Origin of the sequence: Citrobacter amalonaticus (assembly GCF_037053465.1) — a bacterium.
Lineage (GTDB): Bacteria > Pseudomonadota > Gammaproteobacteria > Enterobacterales > Enterobacteriaceae > Citrobacter_A > Citrobacter_A amalonaticus_H.
The window spans coordinates 145,408-164,967 of the sequence record NZ_JBALIF010000008.1 but is presented as its reverse complement, the minus strand read 5'-3'; the positions used below and the strand labels follow the sequence as shown (position 1 = coordinate 164,967).

Annotated in this window: 15 protein-coding genes and 1 pseudogene; 13 read left to right on the top strand and 3 right to left on the bottom strand. The window is 53.1% G+C overall.

All coding sequences use genetic code 11. From position 1 onward, the window contains the following. From cheA to cheZ, 8 genes are all read left to right on the top strand, one after another. Window positions 1-2,022, top strand: a complete 2,022-nt coding sequence (gene cheA, locus WB371_RS15215; RefSeq protein ID WP_336220885.1) for a chemotaxis protein CheA — start codon at window positions 1-3, stop codon at window positions 2,020-2,022. Window positions 2,023-2,043: 21 nt separating this feature from the next. Next, complete coding sequence (gene cheW / locus WB371_RS15210; RefSeq protein WP_336220884.1) at window positions 2,044-2,547, top strand: chemotaxis protein CheW; 504 nt, start codon at window positions 2,044-2,046, stop codon at window positions 2,545-2,547. 554 nt (window positions 2,548-3,101) lie between these two features. Continuing rightward, entirely contained in the window at window positions 3,102-4,763 is a 1,662-nt protein-coding gene (gene tar, locus WB371_RS15205; protein ID WP_336220883.1) for a methyl-accepting chemotaxis protein II, read from the top strand. A 44-nt stretch (window positions 4,764-4,807) separates the two neighbouring features. Then, a complete protein-coding gene (tap, locus tag WB371_RS15200) occupies window positions 4,808-6,415 on the top strand; it encodes a methyl-accepting chemotaxis protein IV (protein ID WP_336220882.1) in 1,608 nt (535 codons plus the stop codon). A 13-nt stretch (window positions 6,416-6,428) separates the two neighbouring features. Beyond that, window positions 6,429-7,295 (top strand): protein-glutamate O-methyltransferase CheR, encoded by an 867-nt coding sequence (cheR, locus tag WB371_RS15195; protein WP_336220881.1) that lies wholly within the window; start codon window positions 6,429-6,431, stop codon window positions 7,293-7,295. Further along, complete coding sequence (cheB, locus tag WB371_RS15190; protein ID WP_336220880.1) at window positions 7,292-8,341, top strand: protein-glutamate methylesterase/protein glutamine deamidase; 1,050 nt, start codon at window positions 7,292-7,294, stop codon at window positions 8,339-8,341. The genes cheR and cheB overlap by 4 nt, the downstream gene beginning before the upstream one ends. Before the next feature lie 17 nt (window positions 8,342-8,358). After that, window positions 8,359-8,748: a chemotaxis response regulator CheY gene (gene cheY, locus WB371_RS15185; RefSeq protein WP_336220879.1), complete on the top strand. Its 390-nt coding sequence runs from the start codon at window positions 8,359-8,361 to the stop codon at window positions 8,746-8,748. A 10-nt stretch (window positions 8,749-8,758) separates the two neighbouring features. After that, complete coding sequence (gene cheZ, locus WB371_RS15180) at window positions 8,759-9,403, top strand: protein phosphatase CheZ (protein ID WP_336220878.1); 645 nt, start codon at window positions 8,759-8,761, stop codon at window positions 9,401-9,403. 43 nt (window positions 9,404-9,446) lie between these two features. Here the strand turns inward: cheZ and WB371_RS15175 are convergent, their stop codons facing one another. Together WB371_RS15175 and dgt are read right to left on the bottom strand one after the other, a co-directional pair. Beyond that, window positions 9,447-10,199 (bottom strand): hypothetical protein, encoded by a 753-nt coding sequence (locus tag WB371_RS15175; protein ID WP_336220877.1) that lies wholly within the window; start codon window positions 10,197-10,199, stop codon window positions 9,447-9,449. Beyond that, window positions 10,156-11,610: a dGTP triphosphohydrolase gene (gene dgt / locus WB371_RS15170; protein WP_336220876.1), complete on the bottom strand. Its 1,455-nt coding sequence runs from the start codon at window positions 11,608-11,610 to the stop codon at window positions 10,156-10,158. The genes WB371_RS15175 and dgt overlap by 44 nt, the downstream gene beginning before the upstream one ends. Before the next feature lie 232 nt (window positions 11,611-11,842). On the opposite strand from dgt, the gene flhB reads away from it, so the two are divergent. The 5 genes and pseudogenes from flhB (at window position 11,843) to WB371_RS15145 (ending at window position 18,444) form a co-directional block, all read left to right on the top strand. Then, window positions 11,843-12,991: a flagellar biosynthesis protein FlhB gene (gene flhB / locus WB371_RS15165; RefSeq protein ID WP_336220875.1), complete on the top strand. Its 1,149-nt coding sequence runs from the start codon at window positions 11,843-11,845 to the stop codon at window positions 12,989-12,991. Then, window positions 12,984-15,062 carry a flagellar biosynthesis protein FlhA gene (flhA, locus tag WB371_RS15160; RefSeq protein WP_336220874.1) on the top strand — a complete coding sequence of 693 codons (2,079 nt, stop codon included), beginning with the start codon at window positions 12,984-12,986 and terminating at the stop codon, window positions 15,060-15,062. The genes flhB and flhA overlap by 8 nt, the downstream gene beginning before the upstream one ends. Continuing rightward, complete coding sequence (gene flhE, locus WB371_RS15155; protein WP_336220873.1) at window positions 15,062-15,454, top strand: flagellar protein FlhE; 393 nt, start codon at window positions 15,062-15,064, stop codon at window positions 15,452-15,454. The genes flhA and flhE overlap by 1 nt, the downstream gene beginning before the upstream one ends. Before the next feature lie 262 nt (window positions 15,455-15,716). After that, a pseudogene (locus tag WB371_RS15150) lies at window positions 15,717-17,300 on the top strand (MFS transporter). 4 nt (window positions 17,301-17,304) lie between these two features. After that, window positions 17,305-18,444: a glycoside hydrolase family 88/105 protein gene (locus tag WB371_RS15145; RefSeq protein ID WP_336220872.1), complete on the top strand. Its 1,140-nt coding sequence runs from the start codon at window positions 17,305-17,307 to the stop codon at window positions 18,442-18,444. A 441-nt stretch (window positions 18,445-18,885) separates the two neighbouring features. On the opposite strand, the gene WB371_RS15140 is transcribed toward WB371_RS15145, so the two are convergent. Beyond that, complete coding sequence (locus tag WB371_RS15140) at window positions 18,886-19,455, bottom strand: lysozyme (protein ID WP_336220871.1); 570 nt, start codon at window positions 19,453-19,455, stop codon at window positions 18,886-18,888. Window positions 19,456-19,560: the final 105 nt, after the last annotated feature.

Here is a 19,560-nt window from a genome sequence, read left to right as displayed (position 1 = left end):
GTGAGCATGGATATAAGCGATTTTTATCAGACATTTTTTGATGAAGCTGACGAGTTGTTGGCTGACATGGAGCAACATCTGCTCGATCTGGCCCCGGAAGCGCCGGATGCCGAGCAACTGAATGCCATATTTCGGGCTGCCCACTCCATCAAAGGGGGAGCCGGAACTTTCGGCTTCACCATTTTGCAGGAAACCACGCATCTGATGGAGAACCTGCTGGATGATGCGCGTCGCGGTGAAATGCAGCTCAATACCGACATTATCAACCTGTTTTTGGAAACGAAAGATATTATGCAGGAACAGCTCGATGCCTATAAAAGCTCGGAAGAGCCGGATGCCGCCAGCTTCGAATACATCTGCAACGCGTTACGCCAGTTAGCGCTGGAGGCGAAAGGTGAAACCGCGCCGGCGGTGGTGGCGAATGCCAGACTCAGTGTGGTCGATAATATGGCCCCTGAAGAAAGCGCTGACGCAGAGGAAGAAAAGCTGCGTATTGTCCTGTCGCGTCTCAAAGCCAGCGAAGTGGATTTGCTGGAAGAAGAGCTGGGCAATCTGACCACCTTATCCGATGTGGTGAAAGGTGCGGACAGCCTTGCGGCAACGCTCGAGGGCGACATTGCTGAGGACGATATCATCGCCGTGCTCTGCTTTGTGATTGAAGCCGACCAGATTGCCTTCGAGAAAGTGGCGTCCCCGGCAACACCTGTGGTGCAGACTGAGGTGGCCGATGGGGTTGCCATCGCGCAACCGGTCGCTGCGGTGCCTGCCGTCAAACAGGCGGCCAGCGAAGCGCAGTCCGCACGTGCAGAACGGGATAAACCGGCCCGCGCCAGCGAATCAACCAGCATTCGTGTGGCGGTGGAAAAGGTTGACCAGCTTATCAACCTGGTGGGTGAACTGGTGATCACCCAGTCGATGCTGGCACAGCGCTCAAACGAACTCGATCCGGTCAATCATGGCGATCTCATCACCAGCATGGGTCAGTTACAACGTAACGCCCGCGATTTGCAGGAATCGGTGATGTCGATTCGTATGATGCCAATGGAGTATGTCTTCAGCCGCTTCCCGCGTCTGGTACGTGACCTGGCGGGTAAGCTCGGCAAACAGGTGGAACTGACGCTGGTGGGCAGCTCAACGGAACTCGATAAGAGCCTGATCGAACGCATTATCGACCCGTTAACCCACCTGGTGCGTAACAGTCTCGATCACGGAATTGAACTGCCGGAAAAACGCATGGAGTCCGGTAAGAACGTCGTGGGTAATCTGATTCTGTCGGCAGAACACCAGGGCGGCAATATCTGTATCGAAGTCACCGACGATGGCGCCGGGTTGAACCGCGAGCGTATCCTGGCAAAAGCGATCTCCCAGGGAATGGCGGTCAATGAAAACATGACCGATGACGAAGTGGGGATGCTAATCTTCGCGCCGGGCTTCTCCACGGCGGAACAGGTAACCGACGTTTCCGGGCGCGGCGTAGGGATGGACGTGGTGAAACGTAACATCCAGGAGATGGGCGGTCACGTTGAAATCCAGTCGAAACAGGGGGCGGGCACCACAATTCGCATCTTGTTGCCGTTGACGCTGGCGATCCTCGACGGCATGTCTGTCCGCGTGGCGGACGAAGTGTTCATTCTGCCGCTGAATGCGGTGATGGAATCTCTGCAACCGCGCAACGATGATCTGCATCCGCTGGCGGGCGGCGAGCGCGTGCTGGAAGTGCGCGGTGAATATCTGCCGCTGGTCGAACTGTGGAAAGTGTTTGACGTGGAAGGGGCAAAAACCGAAGCCACCCAGGGCATCGTGGTGATCCTGCAAAGCGGCGGTCGCCGTTACGCACTGCTGGTCGATCAGCTGATTGGTCAGCACCAGGTGGTGGTTAAAAACCTGGAAAGCAACTATCGCAAAGTGCCGGGGATCTCCGCCGCCACCATTCTGGGCGATGGCAGCGTCGCGCTGATTGTCGATGTCTCCGCCCTGCAAGGTTTAAATCGCGAACAACGTATGGCGATCTCCGCCGCCTGATTGAGTAAGAAAGGGTAAAATATGACCGGTATGACTAATGTAACGAAACTGGCCGGCGAGCCGTCAGGTCAGGAATTCCTGGTATTTACGCTGGGTGATGAAGAGTACGGCATCGACATTCTGAAAGTGCAGGAAATCCGTGGCTACGATCAGGTCACGCGTATTGCCAACACGCCTGCCTTCATCAAAGGGGTGACCAATCTGCGTGGTGTGATTGTGCCGATTGTCGATCTGCGCGTGAAGTTCTGCCAGGGCGATGTGGAATATAACGACAACACCGTTGTGATTGTCCTGAATCTGGGCCAGCGCGTGGTAGGGATTGTCGTCGATGGCGTATCGGATGTGCTGTCGTTAACCGCCGAGCAGATCCGACCCGCCCCGGAGTTCGCCGTCACGCTGTCAACGGAATACCTGACAGGACTGGGGGCGCTGGGGGAACGGATGCTGATCCTGGTGAACATTGAGAAGCTGCTGAACAGTGATGAAATGGCGCTTCTGGATATTGCGGCATCCCACGTCGCATAAACGGAATGCCGGATAATGCTTTGCTTATCCGGCCTGTGGCCTGAATGTGGTTAATGTACTTTAATGCCGGATGACGCTTTGCTTATCCGGCCTACGGCCTGAATGTGGTTACCGTGCTTTAATGCCGGATGACGCTTTGCTTATCCGGCCTGTGGCTCAAGTGTCGTTGTAGGCCGGATAAGGTGTTTACACCGCCATCCGGCAATGACCGCATCCGTTATGCCTCTTCTTCCCGATCGCTCTCATCCCGCCAGCGTGCTCAATGTATTTAATATCACTGAATTATTTGTTACCCAAACTGAAATAATTCACCCGAAGTTAAAACTATTTTTATTGTTTACTCATTTTGTTGCGCTCCAGACCGGGCAATTTTGTGAGCCGGATCGCATAAGAATGAATATACCTGCACCAAAGGCAGCACCTACACCGTCGGAACCTATACCGACACGGTGGTGGTGGATATCGCTTTCTGACCAGGAATTCCCTTTTGCAAAGGTAAAGTTCTTATCAAGGGTGCCGATAACGTTGATAACTCGTTTTCAGGAAGGTGCCTTATGTTTAACCGTATCCGCGTTGTCACAATGCTGATGATGGTGCTGGGGGTTTTCGCACTGCTACAGCTTGTATCTGGTGGTTTGCTGTTTTCCTCTTTACAGCATAATCAAAAAAGTTTTGTTCTTTCCAACGATCTACGCCAACAGCAGAGTGAGCTCACCTCGACATGGGATCTGATGCTGCAAACGCGTATTAACCTCAGCCGCTCCTCTGCACGCATGATGATGGACGCCAACAATCAGCAGAGCAGCGCGAAAACGGATCTGCTGAAGAATGCGAAAAATACGCTCGCGCAGGCGGCGGTGCATTTCAGCAATTTCAAAGCGATTAACCCGCTGCCGGAGATGGCGGAAGCCAGCGGCAATATAGACGAAAAATATCAGACGTACTTTGCGGCGCTCAGAGAACTGGTGCAGTTCCTGGAAAACGGCAACATGGATGCCTACTTTGCTCAGCCGACGCAGGGTATGCAAAACGCTCTGGGTGAGGCGCTGGGGCAGTACGCCAGCGTCAGCGAGAAGCTCTATCGTCAGGCGTTTGACGAAAGCGCCCATGATTACCAGTTTGCGCAGTGGCAGCTTGTCGTGCTGGCGGTCGTGCTGGTGCTGATTCTGGTGGTGGTGTGGTACGGCATTCGTCAAACCCTGCTCAATCCGCTCTCCCGGGTAATCGCCCATATCCGTGAAATTGCAGGCGGAAACCTAACCAATACCCTGACCGTTGCCGGACGTAATGAGATAGGCGAACTGGCCAGCAGCGTCGATCACATGCAGCGTTCGCTGGTAGAAACGGTGACTCAGGTACGTGAAGGCTCCGATGCCATTTACGCCGGTACAACGGAAATCGCCACCGGGAATACCGATCTCTCTTCCCGTACTGAGCAACAGGCGTCGGCGCTGGAAGAGACCGCGGCCAGCATGGAAGAACTGACGGCGACGGTGAAACAGAACGCCGACAACGCCCGCCAGGCGTCACAGTTGGCGCAGAGCGCATCGGACACCGCCCAGCACGGCGGCAAAGTGGTGGATAACGTCGTCAAAACCATGCACGAAATTGCCGGCAGCTCGAAGAAGATTGCCGACATTATCAGCGTTATTGATGGCATTGCCTTTCAGACCAACATTCTGGCGCTCAACGCCGCAGTAGAAGCCGCACGTGCGGGTGAACAAGGGCGTGGTTTTGCCGTGGTCGCCGGTGAAGTGCGTAACCTGGCAAGCCGCAGCGCACAGGCAGCAAAAGAGATTAAAGCACTGATTGAAGATTCGGTTGCGCGTGTAGATACCGGCTCAGTGTTGGTTGAAAGCGCGGGAGAGACCATGAATGACATCGTGAACGCGGTGACCCGCGTGACCGACATTATGGGCGAAATTGCCTCGGCTTCTGATGAACAGAGCCGCGGAATCGACCAGGTGGCCCTGGCCGTCTCGGAAATGGATCGCGTCACCCAGCAAAACGCCGCGCTGGTTCAGGAGTCAGCCGCCGCTGCCGCTGCGCTGGAAGAGCAGGCCAGCCGCTTAACGATGGCGGTGTCAGCCTTTCGCCTTGCCGCGCGCCCTTACGCGGTAAAGAGTAAAGAAGAACGACCTTCTGCGGACGTGCCTCACACGGCGCAGAAGCAATCACTCAGCATGGAGCACGATACTCACTGGGAAACATTTTGACCGATTTTTAACACTGCGGCGGTTGCCGCCTGATGGGAGCGTTGATGTTTAATCGTATTCGAATCTCGACCACGCTGTTTTTGATTTTGATCCTCTGCGGTGTATTGCAGATTGGCAGTAATGGCTTGTCTTTCTGGGCATTTCGGGACGGTTTTCAGAGCCTGAATCAGGTCGAGCAGAATAATCAGCAACGCGCCGCACTGGCGCAAACGCGCGCCGTTTTATTGCAGGCAAGTACTGCGTTGAACAAAGCCGGGACCTTGACCGCGCTGAGCTATCCGCCGGATGACATCAAAAGTCTGATGGCTATCGCTCGTACCAACCTGGCCCAGTCCAGCATGCTGTTTAACAGCTTCAGGGCCATAGAGACGAAGACGCCAGAGGGGAAAGCCCTGCAGGAGGCGACGGAGAAAAGCTTCACCCAATGGCACAGTGACCTGGAACACCAGGCCACCTGGCTTGAGAACAATCAATTGTCAGATTTCCTGACCGCGCCAGTACAGGCCTCGCAGGATGCCTTTGACGCGAACGTTAATGCCTGGCAGCAGAACATCAACCGTGTGCTTGAAGTGGCAGAGCAACAGAGCAAAGCCAACTATCACATGTCGGCGGCGATTTTCATCACCATGGTGATCATCGCGGCGTTGCTTACCTCCGGGGCGCTGTTCTGGTCGCGCAAAATGATCGTGCAGCCGCTGGCGATTATCGGCAGCCATTTTGACAGCATAGCCGCAGGCAATCTGGCGCGTCCGATTGCGGTCTACGGACGAAATGAGATTTCGGCAATCTTCGCCAGCCTGAAGGCGATGCAGCAGGCGTTGCGCGACACCGTAAGCGACGTGCGTCAGGGCAGTCTGGCGATGCATACCGGGATCTCGGAAATTGCAATGGGCAATAACGATTTGTCCTCACGAACCGAGCAGCAGGCGGCGTCGCTGGCGCAGACGGCGGCCAGTATGGAACAACTGACCGCAACCGTCGGGCAGAACGCCGACAATGCGCGTCAGGCGTCCGGTCTGGCGAAAAGCGCGGCAGATACGGCTAAAACCGGTGGCGAGCAGGCGACGAAAGTCGCCAGCACGATGCAGGACATCGCCGCCAGTTCGCAAAAGATTGGCGACATCATTGGCGTTATCGACGGTATTGCTTTTCAGACCAATATTCTGGCGCTGAACGCGGCGGTGGAAGCGGCGCGTGCGGGTGAACAGGGGCGTGGTTTTGCGGTAGTGGCAGGTGAAGTGCGCAATCTGGCGAGCCGAAGCGCGCAGGCGGCGAAAGAGATCAAAGGGCTGATTGAAGAATCGGTGAACCGTGTGCATCAGGGCTCGCAACTGGTGGATACCGCGGCGCGCACCATGACGGAAATCGTGACCTCGGTGACGCGCGTCAACGACATCATGGGGGAAATTGCCTCGGCGTCGGATGAACAGCGCAGAGGGATTGAGCAGGTGGCGCAGGCCGTCACGCAGATGGATCAGGTCACACAGCAGAACGCCGCGCTGGTGGAAGAAGCCGCCGCCGCCACCGATCAGCTCGCACACCAGGCCGACACGCTGTCAGCCCGCGTCGCGGTATTTAAACTTGAAGAGCACGTTGTAACACACCAAGAATCGGCGCCGCTGCAGGCAGCGCCCGTTGTATCCGGAATGTGATTAAGAAGGCGCTATGACATCATCTCTGCCCAACGGGCAAACGTCATTATTGTTACAGATGACACAGCGCCTTGCGCTGTCCGACGCGCATTTTCGTCGGATATGTCAATTAATCTATCAGCGCGCGGGGATCGTACTGGCAGACCATAAGCGGGATATGGTTTATAACCGCCTGGTCCGTCGGCTGCGTACGCTCGGGCTGGATGATTTTGGCCGGTATCTCAGCATGCTGGAAGCGAATCAAAGCAGTGCGGAGTGGCAGGCCTTTATCAACTCGTTGACCACTAATCTGACCGCCTTTTTTCGCGAGGGGCACCACTTTCCGGTGCTGGCGGAACATGCCCGGCGTCGGACCGGCGAATACCGGGTCTGGAGTGCGGCGGCATCGACCGGTGAAGAGCCGTACAGTATCGCCATCACCCTTGCCGACACCTTAGGAACGGCACCCGGACGCTGGCGCGTATTCGCCAGCGATATTGATACCGAAGTGCTGGAAAAAGCGCGCAGCGGAATCTACCGGCTGGATGAGCTTAAAACCTTGTCGCCACAGCAGTTACAGCGTTATTTCATGCGCGGCACGGGCCCCCATGATGGGCTGGTTCGCGTGCGTCAGGAACTGGCCAGCCATGTTGAGTTTTGTGGGGTTAACCTGCTGGATAAGCAGTACAACGTGCCGGGGCCGTTTGATGCCATTTTTTGCCGTAATGTCATGATCTATTTCGATAAAACGACGCAGCAGGATATTTTGCGCCGTTTTGTGCCTCTCCTTAAGCCTGATGGTCTGCTGTTTGCCGGGCATTCAGAGAACTTTAGCAACCTCGTGCGCGATTTTAGTCTGCGCGGACAGACGGTGTATGCGCTGAGTAAGGATAAAGTATGAGTAAAATCAGGGTGTTGTCGGTTGATGACTCTGCATTAATGCGTCAAATCATGACCGAAATTATTAACAGCCATAGCGACATGGAGATGGTGGCTACGGCGCCGGATCCGCTGGTTGCCCGGGATTTAATCAAGAAATATAACCCTGACGTGTTGACGCTGGATGTCGAAATGCCACGGATGGATGGCCTTGATTTCCTTGAAAAGCTGATGCGATTGCGCCCAATGCCGGTGGTTATGGTGTCGTCATTGACGGGCAAAGGGTCGGAAGTCACGCTGCGGGCGCTTGAACTGGGGGCAATTGATTTTGTCACCAAACCGCAACTGGGCATCCGCGAAGGGATGCTGGCCTACAGCGAGATGATTGCAGAGAAAGTGCGCACCGCTTCTCGGGCGCGTCTGGGAGCGCATAAGCCCCTTGCGGCACCCACGACCTTAAAAGCCGGACCGCTGCTCAGCTCGGAAAAACTCATCGCCATTGGCGCATCGACGGGAGGGACGGAAGCGATTCGCCATGTTCTGCAACCGCTGCCTCTCTCCAGCCCGGCGGTCATTATTACGCAGCACATGCCGCCTGGATTTACCCGTTCGTTCGCCGAACGCCTGAACAAACTGTGTCAGATCGCCGTGAAGGAGGCTGAAGATGGTGAGCGTGTACTGCCGGGCCATGCCTATATCGCGCCGGGCGACAAGCATATGGAACTGGCGCGCAGCGGGGCGAACTATCAGATCAAAATTCATGACGGTCCGCCGGTGAACCGGCACCGGCCGTCGGTGGATGTGCTGTTTCATTCGGTGGCGGTTCATGCGGGGCGCAATGCCGTCGGGGTGATCCTCACCGGCATGGGCAACGATGGCGCGGCCGGAATGTTAGCGATGCACCAGGCGGGCGCCTGGACGATTGCGCAAAATGAAGCAAGTTGTGTGGTGTTCGGCATGCCGCGCGAAGCCATCAATATGGGTGGCGTAAGCGAAGTGGTCGATCTTAGCCAGGTAAGCCAGCAAATGCTGGCGAAAATCAGTGCCGGACAGGCAATACGTATTTGAATCAGGAGTAATTTTTTATGGCGGATAAAGAGCTTAAGTTTTTGGTTGTGGATGACTTTTCCACCATGCGTCGCATTGTGCGTAACCTGCTTAAGGAGTTGGGATTTAACAACGTGGAAGAGGCCGAAGACGGCGTAGACGCGTTGAATAAATTACAGACAGGCGGCTTTGGCTTTGTGATCTCCGACTGGAACATGCCGAACATGGACGGTCTTGAACTGCTGAAAACCATTCGCGCCGACGGCGCAATGGCTTCACTGCCGGTGCTGATGGTCACGGCGGAAGCGAAAAAAGAGAACATCATCGCGGCGGCGCAGGCTGGTGCCAGCGGCTATGTGGTGAAGCCATTCACTGCCGCCACGCTGGAAGAAAAACTCAACAAAATTTTTGAGAAACTGGGCATGTAAGGGGCCGACCATGATGCAACCATCGATTAAACCCGTAGATGAACATTCTGCCGGGGATATCATTGCCCGCATTGGTAGCCTGACCCGCATGCTGCGTGACAGCCTGCGCGAACTGGGCCTTGACCAGGCCATTGCCGAAGCGGCTGAAGCCATACCCGATGCGCGTGACCGTCTGGACTATGTGGTGCAGATGACCGCCCAGGCCGCCGAGCGCGCGCTGAACAGCGTTGAAGCGTCACAGCCGCATCAGGATGAAATGGAGAAGGGAGCGAAAGCGCTGAGTAAACGCTGGGATGCGTGGTTCGAAAACCCCATCGAACTGTCTGATGCCCGCGAACTGGTTACCGACACGCGTAAATACCTCGGCGACGTGCCGGGGCACACCAGCTTCACCAACGCGCAGTTGCTCGACATCATGATGGCGCAGGATTTCCAGGATCTGACCGGTCAGGTCATCAAGCGCATGATGGATGTGATTCAGGAGATCGAACGCCAACTGTTGATGGTGCTACTGGAAAATATTCCGGAACAGGGCGCGCGACCAAAACGCGAAAGCGAAAGCTTGCTCAACGGCCCACAGGTGGATACCTCCAAAGCGGGCGTTGTCGCCAGCCAGGATCAGGTGGACGATTTGCTGGATAGTCTTGGGTTCTGATGCAAAAAGCCACCGCAATGGTGGCTTTCCTTAAGACTCAACGTCATTGTTTAATTTTTGCATCGTGACCGGACTGGGTATGAAGAAGATCCTCAACGAGTGTCTGCAACTGATCCTCACTAAAAGAGCATTGTCGGTAACTGTCATATTCATAGTGTCTTAAAGACTCATAGCTATATGATTTCAGCGCTTGCTGCAAATAGTTGCTGATCAGTGGCCCAAGAAACTTTACCTGTTTGTTGTAGATGGTTCTTAGTATCTTAATGACTGAGCCCATCTCATTGGGGGTGGCTTGCAATACCAGTTCAAGGCGACGACGGTGCAGATCATGCAGATAGTTTTCGGGGCTAATAACGTGTTTATTTCTCACATCGTAAAGTACTGAATCCCATGACATGAGCGTGGTCTTCAGTAAGCTGTGAGTATCTTCGAATTTCACAATCCGGTTTCTGAATGCCCATGTATCCTGGATACACCAGATATCAAAATCCAGACTCATATAATGAAAGCGTATGCCGCCGAGCCTGTTCACGCTGAACTGATGAATTTCCAGAGCCTTTAATGCGTTAATTAAGTCTTCTTGTGACCGCTCGATCACCAGATCGATATCCGAAGTGAATCCCCCTCGACCATACAGACCAATATCACGGATCATCCCACCGAAGATCCAGGCATGAGATTGCTCTGCCAGAGCATCAATTAACGCTCTGGCTTGCTTACGCTCTTCGCTGATTTCGAAAAAATCTTCGATTCTAAGCTTCAGGCGTTGATGGCTGGAAACGACCTTCATATTCATAAAGCGATTTTAGCTCATCGTGAAGACGTATCAAATAGCTGTCCGTCATACCTGAAATAGCATCGGTCAGAAGTTGCGCTTCTTTATAAAGAGGCGGCAGATCATTCCCTGTGTCTTCAAAAACGCGGCGGTAATTTTCTGAAATTCGCCCATAAGCATAACGGCCGAAGGGGGTATCCCATGTGTGACTCCCGCTCTGCCGACCTTTAATTCCTACCCAGAGCATGTCCATCAGCCCCTGAATATAATTTGACCCTTTCAGTTCCAGTTCAAGAACCGTACGGTGGCGATAACCCCGGGTTTTGTCGAATTTTTTCAGTGCTACGCAAAGTTCATTACCTGTGCTGATGCTAATAAGATCCTGAACAGTACAATCAGTCTGACAGAGTTGCTTATGCGTGTTCGCAAATGTCTCAACGACGCTTTTGATCAGTATGTTTGTGCTAACGACACGAAACATTTGCATACTCAAATCATTAATCTCAGCAGGAGAAAGGTCCTGCTTACGGAAAGCCCATTCCTGATTTTTCTCTTCAACTTTTTTGATCAAATCCGCGATGACAGAATCCGCCCCATCATTCCAGGTAGCAAGAAAACTAATCAGATCCTGATAAGAAGCCAGCCCTTTTTTGACTGTGTCTTCGGCATCAAGAACGGAATAAGCAATGTCATCACACGCTTCCATCAGATAGGTGAAGGGATGTCTTTGCCCTTCACTCAGACCTGTCTCCTCCCAAATTTCATGAACAACCTTTTCTTCAGAGAATAAAAATCCATGTTTGTCCCAAATTGTTTTTTTCGAACAGGAGGACCTGGGATATTTAATCATTGCTGCCAGCGTGGCGTACGTCAGGTTCAGTCCATAATTGTCATTGATGATTTGGAGCCTTGTCACGAGGCGAAGAGTTTGTGAATTGCCATCGAAGTTCAAAAAATCATTAAAGACAGGTTTAATCGCATCATCTGGAATTCTATCGACTAACGGCTTAAGTTCTCGTCTGAACCAGTTTCGCATTGCCGCTTCACCCTGATGCCCAAACGGAGGATTGCCAAGGTCGTGCGCAAGGCCAATCGTAGCCAGCAGTGCTGGAACGTCACGTTCAAGGCACAGATTTTCACCGCATGAGCCAAAAATCTCATTTTTCATCTCAAAGGCGAGGCGCATACCTATTCCTCGAGCAAAATTTGCCACTTCATGTGAGTGCGTCAAACGAGTTCTTACGCTGTCGTTAAGATCCAGAGGAAAAACCTGGGTTTTATCTGCCAGTCGCCGTGTTGGTGCAGCAAAAAGCAGGCGATCAAAATCGCGTTCTATTTCCTGTCGTCCGAAGGCCAGATCGGAGACTTCTGAATGCGTTGATTTTTCCTTATCTTTGCGCCTGCCACTGTTCAGTAGCTTATGCCATTCCATTTGAGATCCCTCTTGTTCTTCTGAAAGAGATAAATTAACAAACACATTTTAAAACGGCGAGGTAGCGTGGAGGTTTTTTTCAAAACTGGAAGCCAGTACGAAATTAAAGACGAATACCGTATGAAATATTATTAAAGGGGTAATTCGGTCCTTTTTGTTGGTTTATTTGCCCGATTGTCTTCGCAAATTCTGGGCATGATATACATGACTCAATGAGCTGCGAGCCTGTACTGTGTCTGAAGAGAACGACGACAAAACAGAAGCCCCCACACCCCACCGACTTGAAAAAGCGCGGGAAGAGGGGCAGATCCCCCGTTCCAGAGAGCTGACTTCACTGCTGATACTGCTGGTGGGTGTTTGCATTATCTGGATTGGCGGCGAGTCGTTAGCCAGACGGCTGTCTGGCATGTTGTCGGCAGGACTGCGCTTTGACCACAGTATGGTCAATGACCCTAATCTGATCCTCGGACAGATCATTCTGCTCATTAAAGAAGCGATGATCGCATTGCTGCCGCTGATAACGGGTGTCGTGCTGGTGGCACTGATTTCTCCGGTGCTGCTCGGCGGGCTGGTGTTCAGCGGTAAATCGTTACAACCCAAATTTTCTAAACTTAACCCGCTCCCCGGAATTAAACGTATGTTTTCGGCACAGACCGGCGCGGAGCTGCTGAAGGCGGTTCTGAAATCGACGTTGGTGGGGAGCGTGACCGGGCTTTATCTGTGGCATAACTGGCCCGAGATGATGCGCCTGATGGCGGAATCCCCCCGCACGGCGATGGGTAATGCGCTGGATCTCGTCGGTTTGTGCGCGCTGCTGGTGGTGCTGGGCGTGATCCCGATGGTGGGATTCGACGTCATCTTCCAGATCTTCAGCCATCTGAAAAAACTGCGTATGTCCCGTCAGGATATTCGCGACGAATTTAAACAGACCGAAGGCGACCCGCACGTGAAAGGGCGCATTCGCCAGATGCAGCGCGCGGCGGCGCGGCGACGGATGATGACCGACGTTCCCCATGCTGATGTGATCGTCACCAACCCGACCCACTATTCCGTGGCGTTACAGTATGACGAGAACAAAATGAGTGCGCCGAAAGTCATCGCGAAAGGGGCGGGGCTTGTAGCGCTGCGTATTCGTGAGATCGGCGCCGAAAACAAAATTCCTACGCTGGAAGCGCCGCCCCTGGCGCGTGCGTTATATCGCCATGCTGAGATTGGTCAGCAGATCCCCGGTCAACTGTACGCGGCGGTTGCTGAAGTACTGGCCTGGGTCTGGCAGCTTAAACGCTGGAGGCTCGCTGGCGGGGAACGTCCACCACAACCTGCAAATCTTCCGGTGCCTGAGGCGCTGGATTTTATGAACGAGAAGACTACTGATGGCTAATCTGGTCGCAATGTTGCGTCTGCCCAACAACATGAAAACCACGCAATGGCAGATCCTTGCCGGACCGATCCTCATCCTGCTGATTTTGTCGATGATGGTTTTGCCGTTGCCGGCATTTATCCTCGACCTGCTGTTTACCTTTAACATTGCGCTGTCGATCATGGTGCTGCTGGTGGCGATGTTCACCCAGCGTACGCTGGAGTTTGCCGCCTTCCCGACCATTCTGCTGTTTACCACGCTGCTGCGTCTTGCGCTGAACGTGGCCTCGACCCGTATTATTTTGATGGAAGGGCACACCGGGGCGGCGGCGGCGGGAAAGGTGGTTGAAGCCTTTGGTCACTTCCTTGTCGGCGGTAACTTTGCCATCGGTATCGTGGTGTTTGTTATCCTCGTCATCATCAACTTTATGGTTATCACCAAAGGCGCCGGACGTATCGCGGAAGTCGGAGCGCGATTTGTACTGGACGGGATGCCGGGCAAACAGATGGCGATTGACGCCGATCTCAACGCCGGGCTTATCGGCGAAGATGAGGCAAAAAAACGTCGCGCGGAAGTGACTCAGGAAGCGGATTTCTACGGCTCGATGGATGGTGCGAGTAAGTTCGTGCGCGGCGACGCCATCGCCGGGATCCTGATTATGGTTATCAACGTCGTAGGCGGTCTGCTGGTGGGCGTGCTGCAACACGGTATGAGCATGGGACACGCGGCAGAAAGCTACACGCTGCTGACAATCGGCGACGGCCTGGTGGCGCAAATCCCCGCACTGGTGATTTCAACCGCTGCCGGGGTGATCGTGACCCGCGTCAGTACCGATCAGGATGTGGGCGAACAGATGGTCGGGCAACTGTTCAGCAACCCCAGCGTGATGTTGCTCAGTGCCGCCGTTCTGGGGCTGCTCGGGCTGGTGCCCGGCATGCCAAACCTCGTTTTCCTGATGTTTACTGCGGCGCTGCTGGGGCTGGCATGGTGGATCCGTGGACGTGAGCAGAAAGCGCCCGCGGAACCGCAGCCGACCAAAATGCCGGAAAATAACGCGGTGGTGGAAGCGACCTGGAACGATGTGCAACTGGAAGATTCTCTCGGCATGGAGGTGGGTTACCGCCTGATCCCAATGGTCGATTTCCAGCAGGATGGTGAACTGCTGGGGCGTATCCGCAGTATTCGTAAGAAGTTTGCCCAGGACATGGGATTTCTGCCGCCAGTTGTGCACATCCGGGACAACATGGATCTGCAACCTGCCCATTACCGCATCCTGATGAAAGGCGTCGAGATTGGCAGTGGCGATGCCTATCCAGGGCGCTGGCTGGCGATTAACCCTGGTACGGCTGCGGGGACATTACCGGGTGAGCAGACGGTGGATCCGGCTTTTGGTCTCGACGCCATCTGGATTGAAAGTGCGCTCAAAGAACAGGCGCAGATTCAGGGCTTCACCGTCGTGGAAGCCAGCACTGTGGTGGCAACCCATCTGAACCATCTGATTGGACAATTCGCCGCTGAACTGTTTGGCCGTCAGGAAGCGCAACAACTGCTGGATCGCGTGTCGCAGGAGATGCCGAAGCTTACAGAGGATTTAGTGCCTGGGGTGGTGACGCTGACCACGCTGCACAAAGTCTTGCAGAATCTGCTGGATGAAAAAGTGCCGATTCGCGATATGCGCACCATTCTGGAAACGCTGGCGGAACACGCGCCGCTGCAAAGCGATCCGCATGAACTCACCGCCGTGGTACGCGTGGCGCTGGGACGCGCCATCACCCAACAGTGGTTCCCGGGTAATGAGGAAGTTAATGTAATTGGCCTTGATACGGCGCTGGAGCGACTTTTACTTCAGGCGTTGCAGGGCGGTGGTGGACTGGAGCCAGGCCTTGCCGACCGTCTGTTGGCGCAAACACAGGAGGCGCTGTCGCGTCAGGAGATGCTTGGCGCGCCGCCGGTATTGCTGGTCAATCATGCGTTGCGCCCACTACTTTCGCGCTTCCTGCGTCGTAGTCTGCCGCAACTGGTGGTGCTGTCGAACATGGAACTGTCCGACAACCGTAACATCCGCATGACGGCAACCATTGGAGGTAAATAATGCGCAGATTATTTTGGCTGTTATTTTTCCCGCTTACCGTTCAGGCTGCCGGGGAAGGGACGTGGCAAGCCAGTAGCATCGGTATTACCCTGAATCATCGCGGTGAATCGACATCATCGGCACCGCTTTCGTCCAGCCAGCCCGTTTCCGGCCTGATGACGCTGGTGGCCTGGCGGTATGAGCTTAATGGCCCGACCCCCGCAGGATTACGGGTTCGCTTATGTTCGCAATCCCGCTGTGTGGAATTAGACGGACAAAGCGGTACGACAACGGGATTCAGCAATGTTCCCGCCGTGGAACCGCTGCGTTTTGTCTGGGAAGTCCCTGGCGGCGGTCGCTTAATTCCCGCCCTGAAAGTTCAGAGCAATCAGGTGATTGTGAACTATCGTTAACCCTGTCTCTGTCATCAGGCAGCGTATAAAATTGCTGCCTGAACCGCATTTTTGACCTCATCTTTTTATTAAATAGAAACGCTGTTTTATAAATAAGTGACGCGCGTTGCCAGTCTCTTTGCATTTTTGCCATCACCGTGCCTCAGATGGCAAAAAAGCAAAGGTTTCCCCCTTTGTAAGCTTCTACTGTAGCCGTGTAAGTTCTTCCTTTGGCGCAGCCACCATGCCGGGGGACCTCCAACCATTTGCAGGGTTAACGGCAATGAAAACACGTAAAATTGGATTGGCGAATTACGTAGCCTATGGCTCAGGCGATTTTTTAGGGGCAGGTACGACAGCGCTCACGGCGGCCTGGTAGCTCTATTTCTACACGACATTCTGCGGTCTCTCGCCCATTCAGGCGACGTTTATCTTTGCGGTTGCCCGGGTTGTGGATGCGGTAGTCAGTCCGCTAATGGGCTTTTTGACGGACAACTTTGGTTCGACCTGGCCTGGTAAACGTTTTGGCCGACGCAAATTTTTCATTCTGCTGGGGATCCCCTGCGTATTCAGCTATTCGTTGATGTGGGTAGGGGGGATGAGTTTCTGGTATTACCTGCTGACGTACCTGCTGTTTGATGTCGTCTATACCATGATTCTGGTGCCGTATGAGACGCTGGTGCCAGAGATGACCGATGATTTCAAACAGAAAACCCGGTTTTCGGGCGCGCGCATTTCGATGGCGCAGATGTCCGCTATTCTGGCCTCATTCCTGCCGGGCATCCTGCTGACGGCATTCGGTAAAGACAACCCAGTGTCCTTCTTTTATGCCAGCCTGGTGTTCTCGGTATTGTGTGCGCTGATGCTGACCTTTGTCTGGTTCTTGACCTGGGAGCGTCCGCGTGAGGCGTGGACGAAAGCGGCTTTACGCGCGGAAGAAGAGAAAAAGAACCTGACCTTCGCTCAGAGCATGAACCGTCTGTGTGTGGAGCTGAGTTCGACGCTACGGGTGAAGATTTTCCGTCAGCATCTCGGGATGTATCTCGGCGGCTACATCGCGCAGGATGTCTTCAACGCCGTGTTCACTTACTACGTGGTGTTTGTGCTCATGCAGGAGGCGTCGATGGCGTCAAATCTGCTTGGCACCATGGCCATCTTTCAGTTTATTGCCGTGATCGTCATGATGCCGTTGTGTATTCGCTTTGGACCTGCGCCTTCCTATCGAATGGTTGTGGTGCTGTTTGGCCTGAGTTCTCTCTCTTACGCGATGCTGTATTACGCCGGATTAAGCACTATCTCTTCTCTGTTACTGCTGGTGTCTGCGGTGGCGGGGCTGGGGCGTGGGGGCATTAATTATGTTCCATGGAACATTTATACCTACATTGCGGACGTGGATGAAGTGATTACCGGTCAGCGCCGTGAGGGGATTTTCGCCGGGATTATGACTCTGACTCGCAAAGCGTCACAGGCAGGGGCGGTGATGCTGGTCGGGATTGTGATGCAGACGTCCGGCTTTGTGTCCGGACAGAGCACGCAGCCTGAAACGGTAAGCCATACCATTTTGCTGATTCTGAGCTGCGGAACGCTGCTGGTACTGGCCTGCGGCTTCCTGGTCTCCTTACGGTTCAAACTGAATTTACAGACTCACAGCACGCTGCGTGAAGAGACGGCTAAAATGCGCGCATCAGGCCGGACTATGCCCGAGAGCATAACGCCAGAGGCTCGCGCTACCGTCGAGATGCTGGCCGGGCTGCCGTATGAATCATTGTGGGGCAACAACAATATCGGTTACCTGAATCGCAACAAACCGGCTGCGCCATCACTGACGCAAGCGGCGACACTGAATTCGACTTACAACAGAGGTTAATACCATGAAAGTTTGGCCCGTCAAACATAGCCCGTTACTCCGTCAGCCGGAACGCTTTATCTCCCGGGAAGCATTGCAAGCCGTTATTCAGACGGTGACGAACAATCTGGTGAACATTAAGGATGCGTCGGGGCAATTTTTGCTGCGACTGGATGACGGACGGGTGATTGACACCAAAGGCTGGGCTGGCTGGGAATGGACGCACGGCGTTGGTCTGTACGGCATCTATCAGTACTACCAACAGACCGGCGACCAGACGATGCGTGACATTATCGATAACTGGTTTTCTGACCGTTTTGCGGAAGGGGCGACCACCAAAAACGTCAATACTATGGCGCCGTTTTTGACGCTGGCCTGTCGCTATGAGGAGACCCGTAATCCGGCCTGGCTGCCGTGGCTGGAGTCATGGGCAGAATGGGCGATGTATGAGATGCCGCGTACCGATTACGGTGGGATGCAACACATTACCCTGGCGGAAGAGAATCATCAGCAAATGTGGGATGACACGCTGATGATGACGGTCTTACCGCTGGCGAAAATCGGTAAGTTGCTTAACCGTCCTGAGTATGTGGAAGAGGCGGTCTATCAGTTCCTGCTGCACGTACAGAACCTGCAGGACAGGGGGACTGGTCTGTGGTTTCACGGCTGGAATTACGCTGGGCATCATAACTTTGCCCGGGCTCGTTGGGCGCGGGGGAATAGCTGGCTCACCATCGTGATCCCGGATTTTCTCGAACTGACTGCTTTACCGGAAAGCAGTGCCGTGCGCCGCTATCTGGTACAGGTACTGAATGCGCAGGTTGCCGCGCTGGCGACTTGTCAGGACGAGAGCGGGCTGTGGCATACGCTGCTTGACGATCCGGACTCTTACCTGGAAGCCTCTGCCACCGCAGGGTTTGCCTACGGGATTCTAAAAGCCGTGCGTAAACGGTATGTCAGCGCGGAATATGCCGGGATTGCTGAAAAAGCGATTCGCGGGGTTGTGAGAAATATTTCGCCGCAGGGAGAGCTGTTGCAGACCTCTTTTGGCACAGGAATGGGCAGCGATCTCGATTTTTACCGTGAGATCCCCTTAACGTCGATGCCCTATGGCCAGGCGATGGCGATATTGTGCCTGACGGAATATCTGCGGAAGTATTTCTGATGACAATGGTCGGGGATACTGTCGTATCCCCGAAATAAAATTGCGGTCAGCATGTACCGTTATCGAATATAGTCTTGATCTGATATTTATCTATTTTTGTGGTTTCCAGAGGATGTTGAACATCTTTCTCTTCGATAGTGATATTCCACACATTTTCATTATTGGATTCAGTTAATGTGTAGAATGTATTTCCATTGTGAATAATATAACCCCGGAAATTATGGTTGGGACCCGCTGTGACGGTCCTTGCCCTTCCAGAGACGGTTGATTGCTTCTCTTTATTGAATAATTGATACTGGATGGTAGCACAGCTTATATCACAGGGAGAGCACTCTAGATTTAAGATAAGCAACAATTCATCATTTTCAAAAACAAGATTGTAATTATCGCTGGCGAATGAAATTGATGGAAGTAATAAGAGGATTAAAATGAGTATAAATTTCATATTTTTATATAGACTCCATGAAAGAATACCTTCATTTCACTTGTTCTCCTGTTAATTAACCCTTCCATTACGTGTCCCTGAGAGTACCGAAATGCGTACCATGCGGAACGTAGATCATGTGTATAACGCCCATTAATGATACTCAGAACCGTAGACTGGGAAAATCCACGAACACCAGTGTTGAAAGCCAGTATAACCAGTGCATCAAACTCATTCTGTGTTAAATCCACAATTACTTTGTTTTTAACGACTTGTATAAATTGGTATAAATCAGCATTAAACAGTGAGTTAGCTGTGGCGATATCAATCCCATTTATGTATTTTTTGAATTCATTACTATTTTCGATTAAATGTCCATACCCTATGGTTGCACCTTGACAATATTCAGTGATTATTTTTCCTGTCTGATCGTCATAAGGTAATAGTGACAGCTTTTCATAAGATTTCATCAACGCAATGCAGCGGTAACTTGGCTGCATTATCCTGGGGGGGTGCAATTTTACACATTGAGTTGTTGTATACCGACCATGCAACCTGAATGTCGCCAGTTCATTTTTTAATAACATATTTCCTCCTGAATTTTTTGCGAATAAATTTTATGCTTTTTTGTAAAAATTAAAAGAGATAAAAAGAAAGTTGCAAAAGTGATGGGCAGGTAGGTGATGTTATCG

Excerpts from the sequence above, each read along its gene's own strand:
- WB371_RS15140 (WP_336220871.1), bottom strand. The coding sequence starts at position 19,455 with ATGTTATTAAAAAATGAACTGGCGACATTCAGGTTGCATGGTCGGTAT.
- tap (WP_336220882.1), top strand. The coding sequence starts at position 4,808 with ATGTTTAATCGTATTCGAATCTCGACCACGCTGTTTTTGATTTTGATC.
- flhA (WP_336220874.1), top strand. The coding sequence starts at position 12,984 with ATGGCTAATCTGGTCGCAATGTTGCGTCTGCCCAACAACATGAAAACC.
- cheW (WP_336220884.1), top strand. The coding sequence starts at position 2,044 with ATGACCGGTATGACTAATGTAACGAAACTGGCCGGCGAGCCGTCAGGT.
- cheZ (WP_336220878.1), top strand. The coding sequence starts at position 8,759 with ATGATGCAACCATCGATTAAACCCGTAGATGAACATTCTGCCGGGGAT.
- cheY (WP_336220879.1), top strand. The coding sequence starts at position 8,359 with ATGGCGGATAAAGAGCTTAAGTTTTTGGTTGTGGATGACTTTTCCACC.
- cheB (WP_336220880.1), top strand. The coding sequence starts at position 7,292 with ATGAGTAAAATCAGGGTGTTGTCGGTTGATGACTCTGCATTAATGCGT.
- WB371_RS15145 (WP_336220872.1), top strand. The coding sequence starts at position 17,305 with ATGAAAGTTTGGCCCGTCAAACATAGCCCGTTACTCCGTCAGCCGGAA.
- WB371_RS15175 (WP_336220877.1), bottom strand. The coding sequence starts at position 10,199 with ATGAATATGAAGGTCGTTTCCAGCCATCAACGCCTGAAGCTTAGAATC.
- cheR (WP_336220881.1), top strand. The coding sequence starts at position 6,429 with ATGACATCATCTCTGCCCAACGGGCAAACGTCATTATTGTTACAGATG.
- dgt (WP_336220876.1), bottom strand. The coding sequence starts at position 11,610 with ATGGAATGGCATAAGCTACTGAACAGTGGCAGGCGCAAAGATAAGGAA.
- tar (WP_336220883.1), top strand. The coding sequence starts at position 3,102 with ATGTTTAACCGTATCCGCGTTGTCACAATGCTGATGATGGTGCTGGGG.
- flhE (WP_336220873.1), top strand. The coding sequence starts at position 15,062 with ATGCGCAGATTATTTTGGCTGTTATTTTTCCCGCTTACCGTTCAGGCT.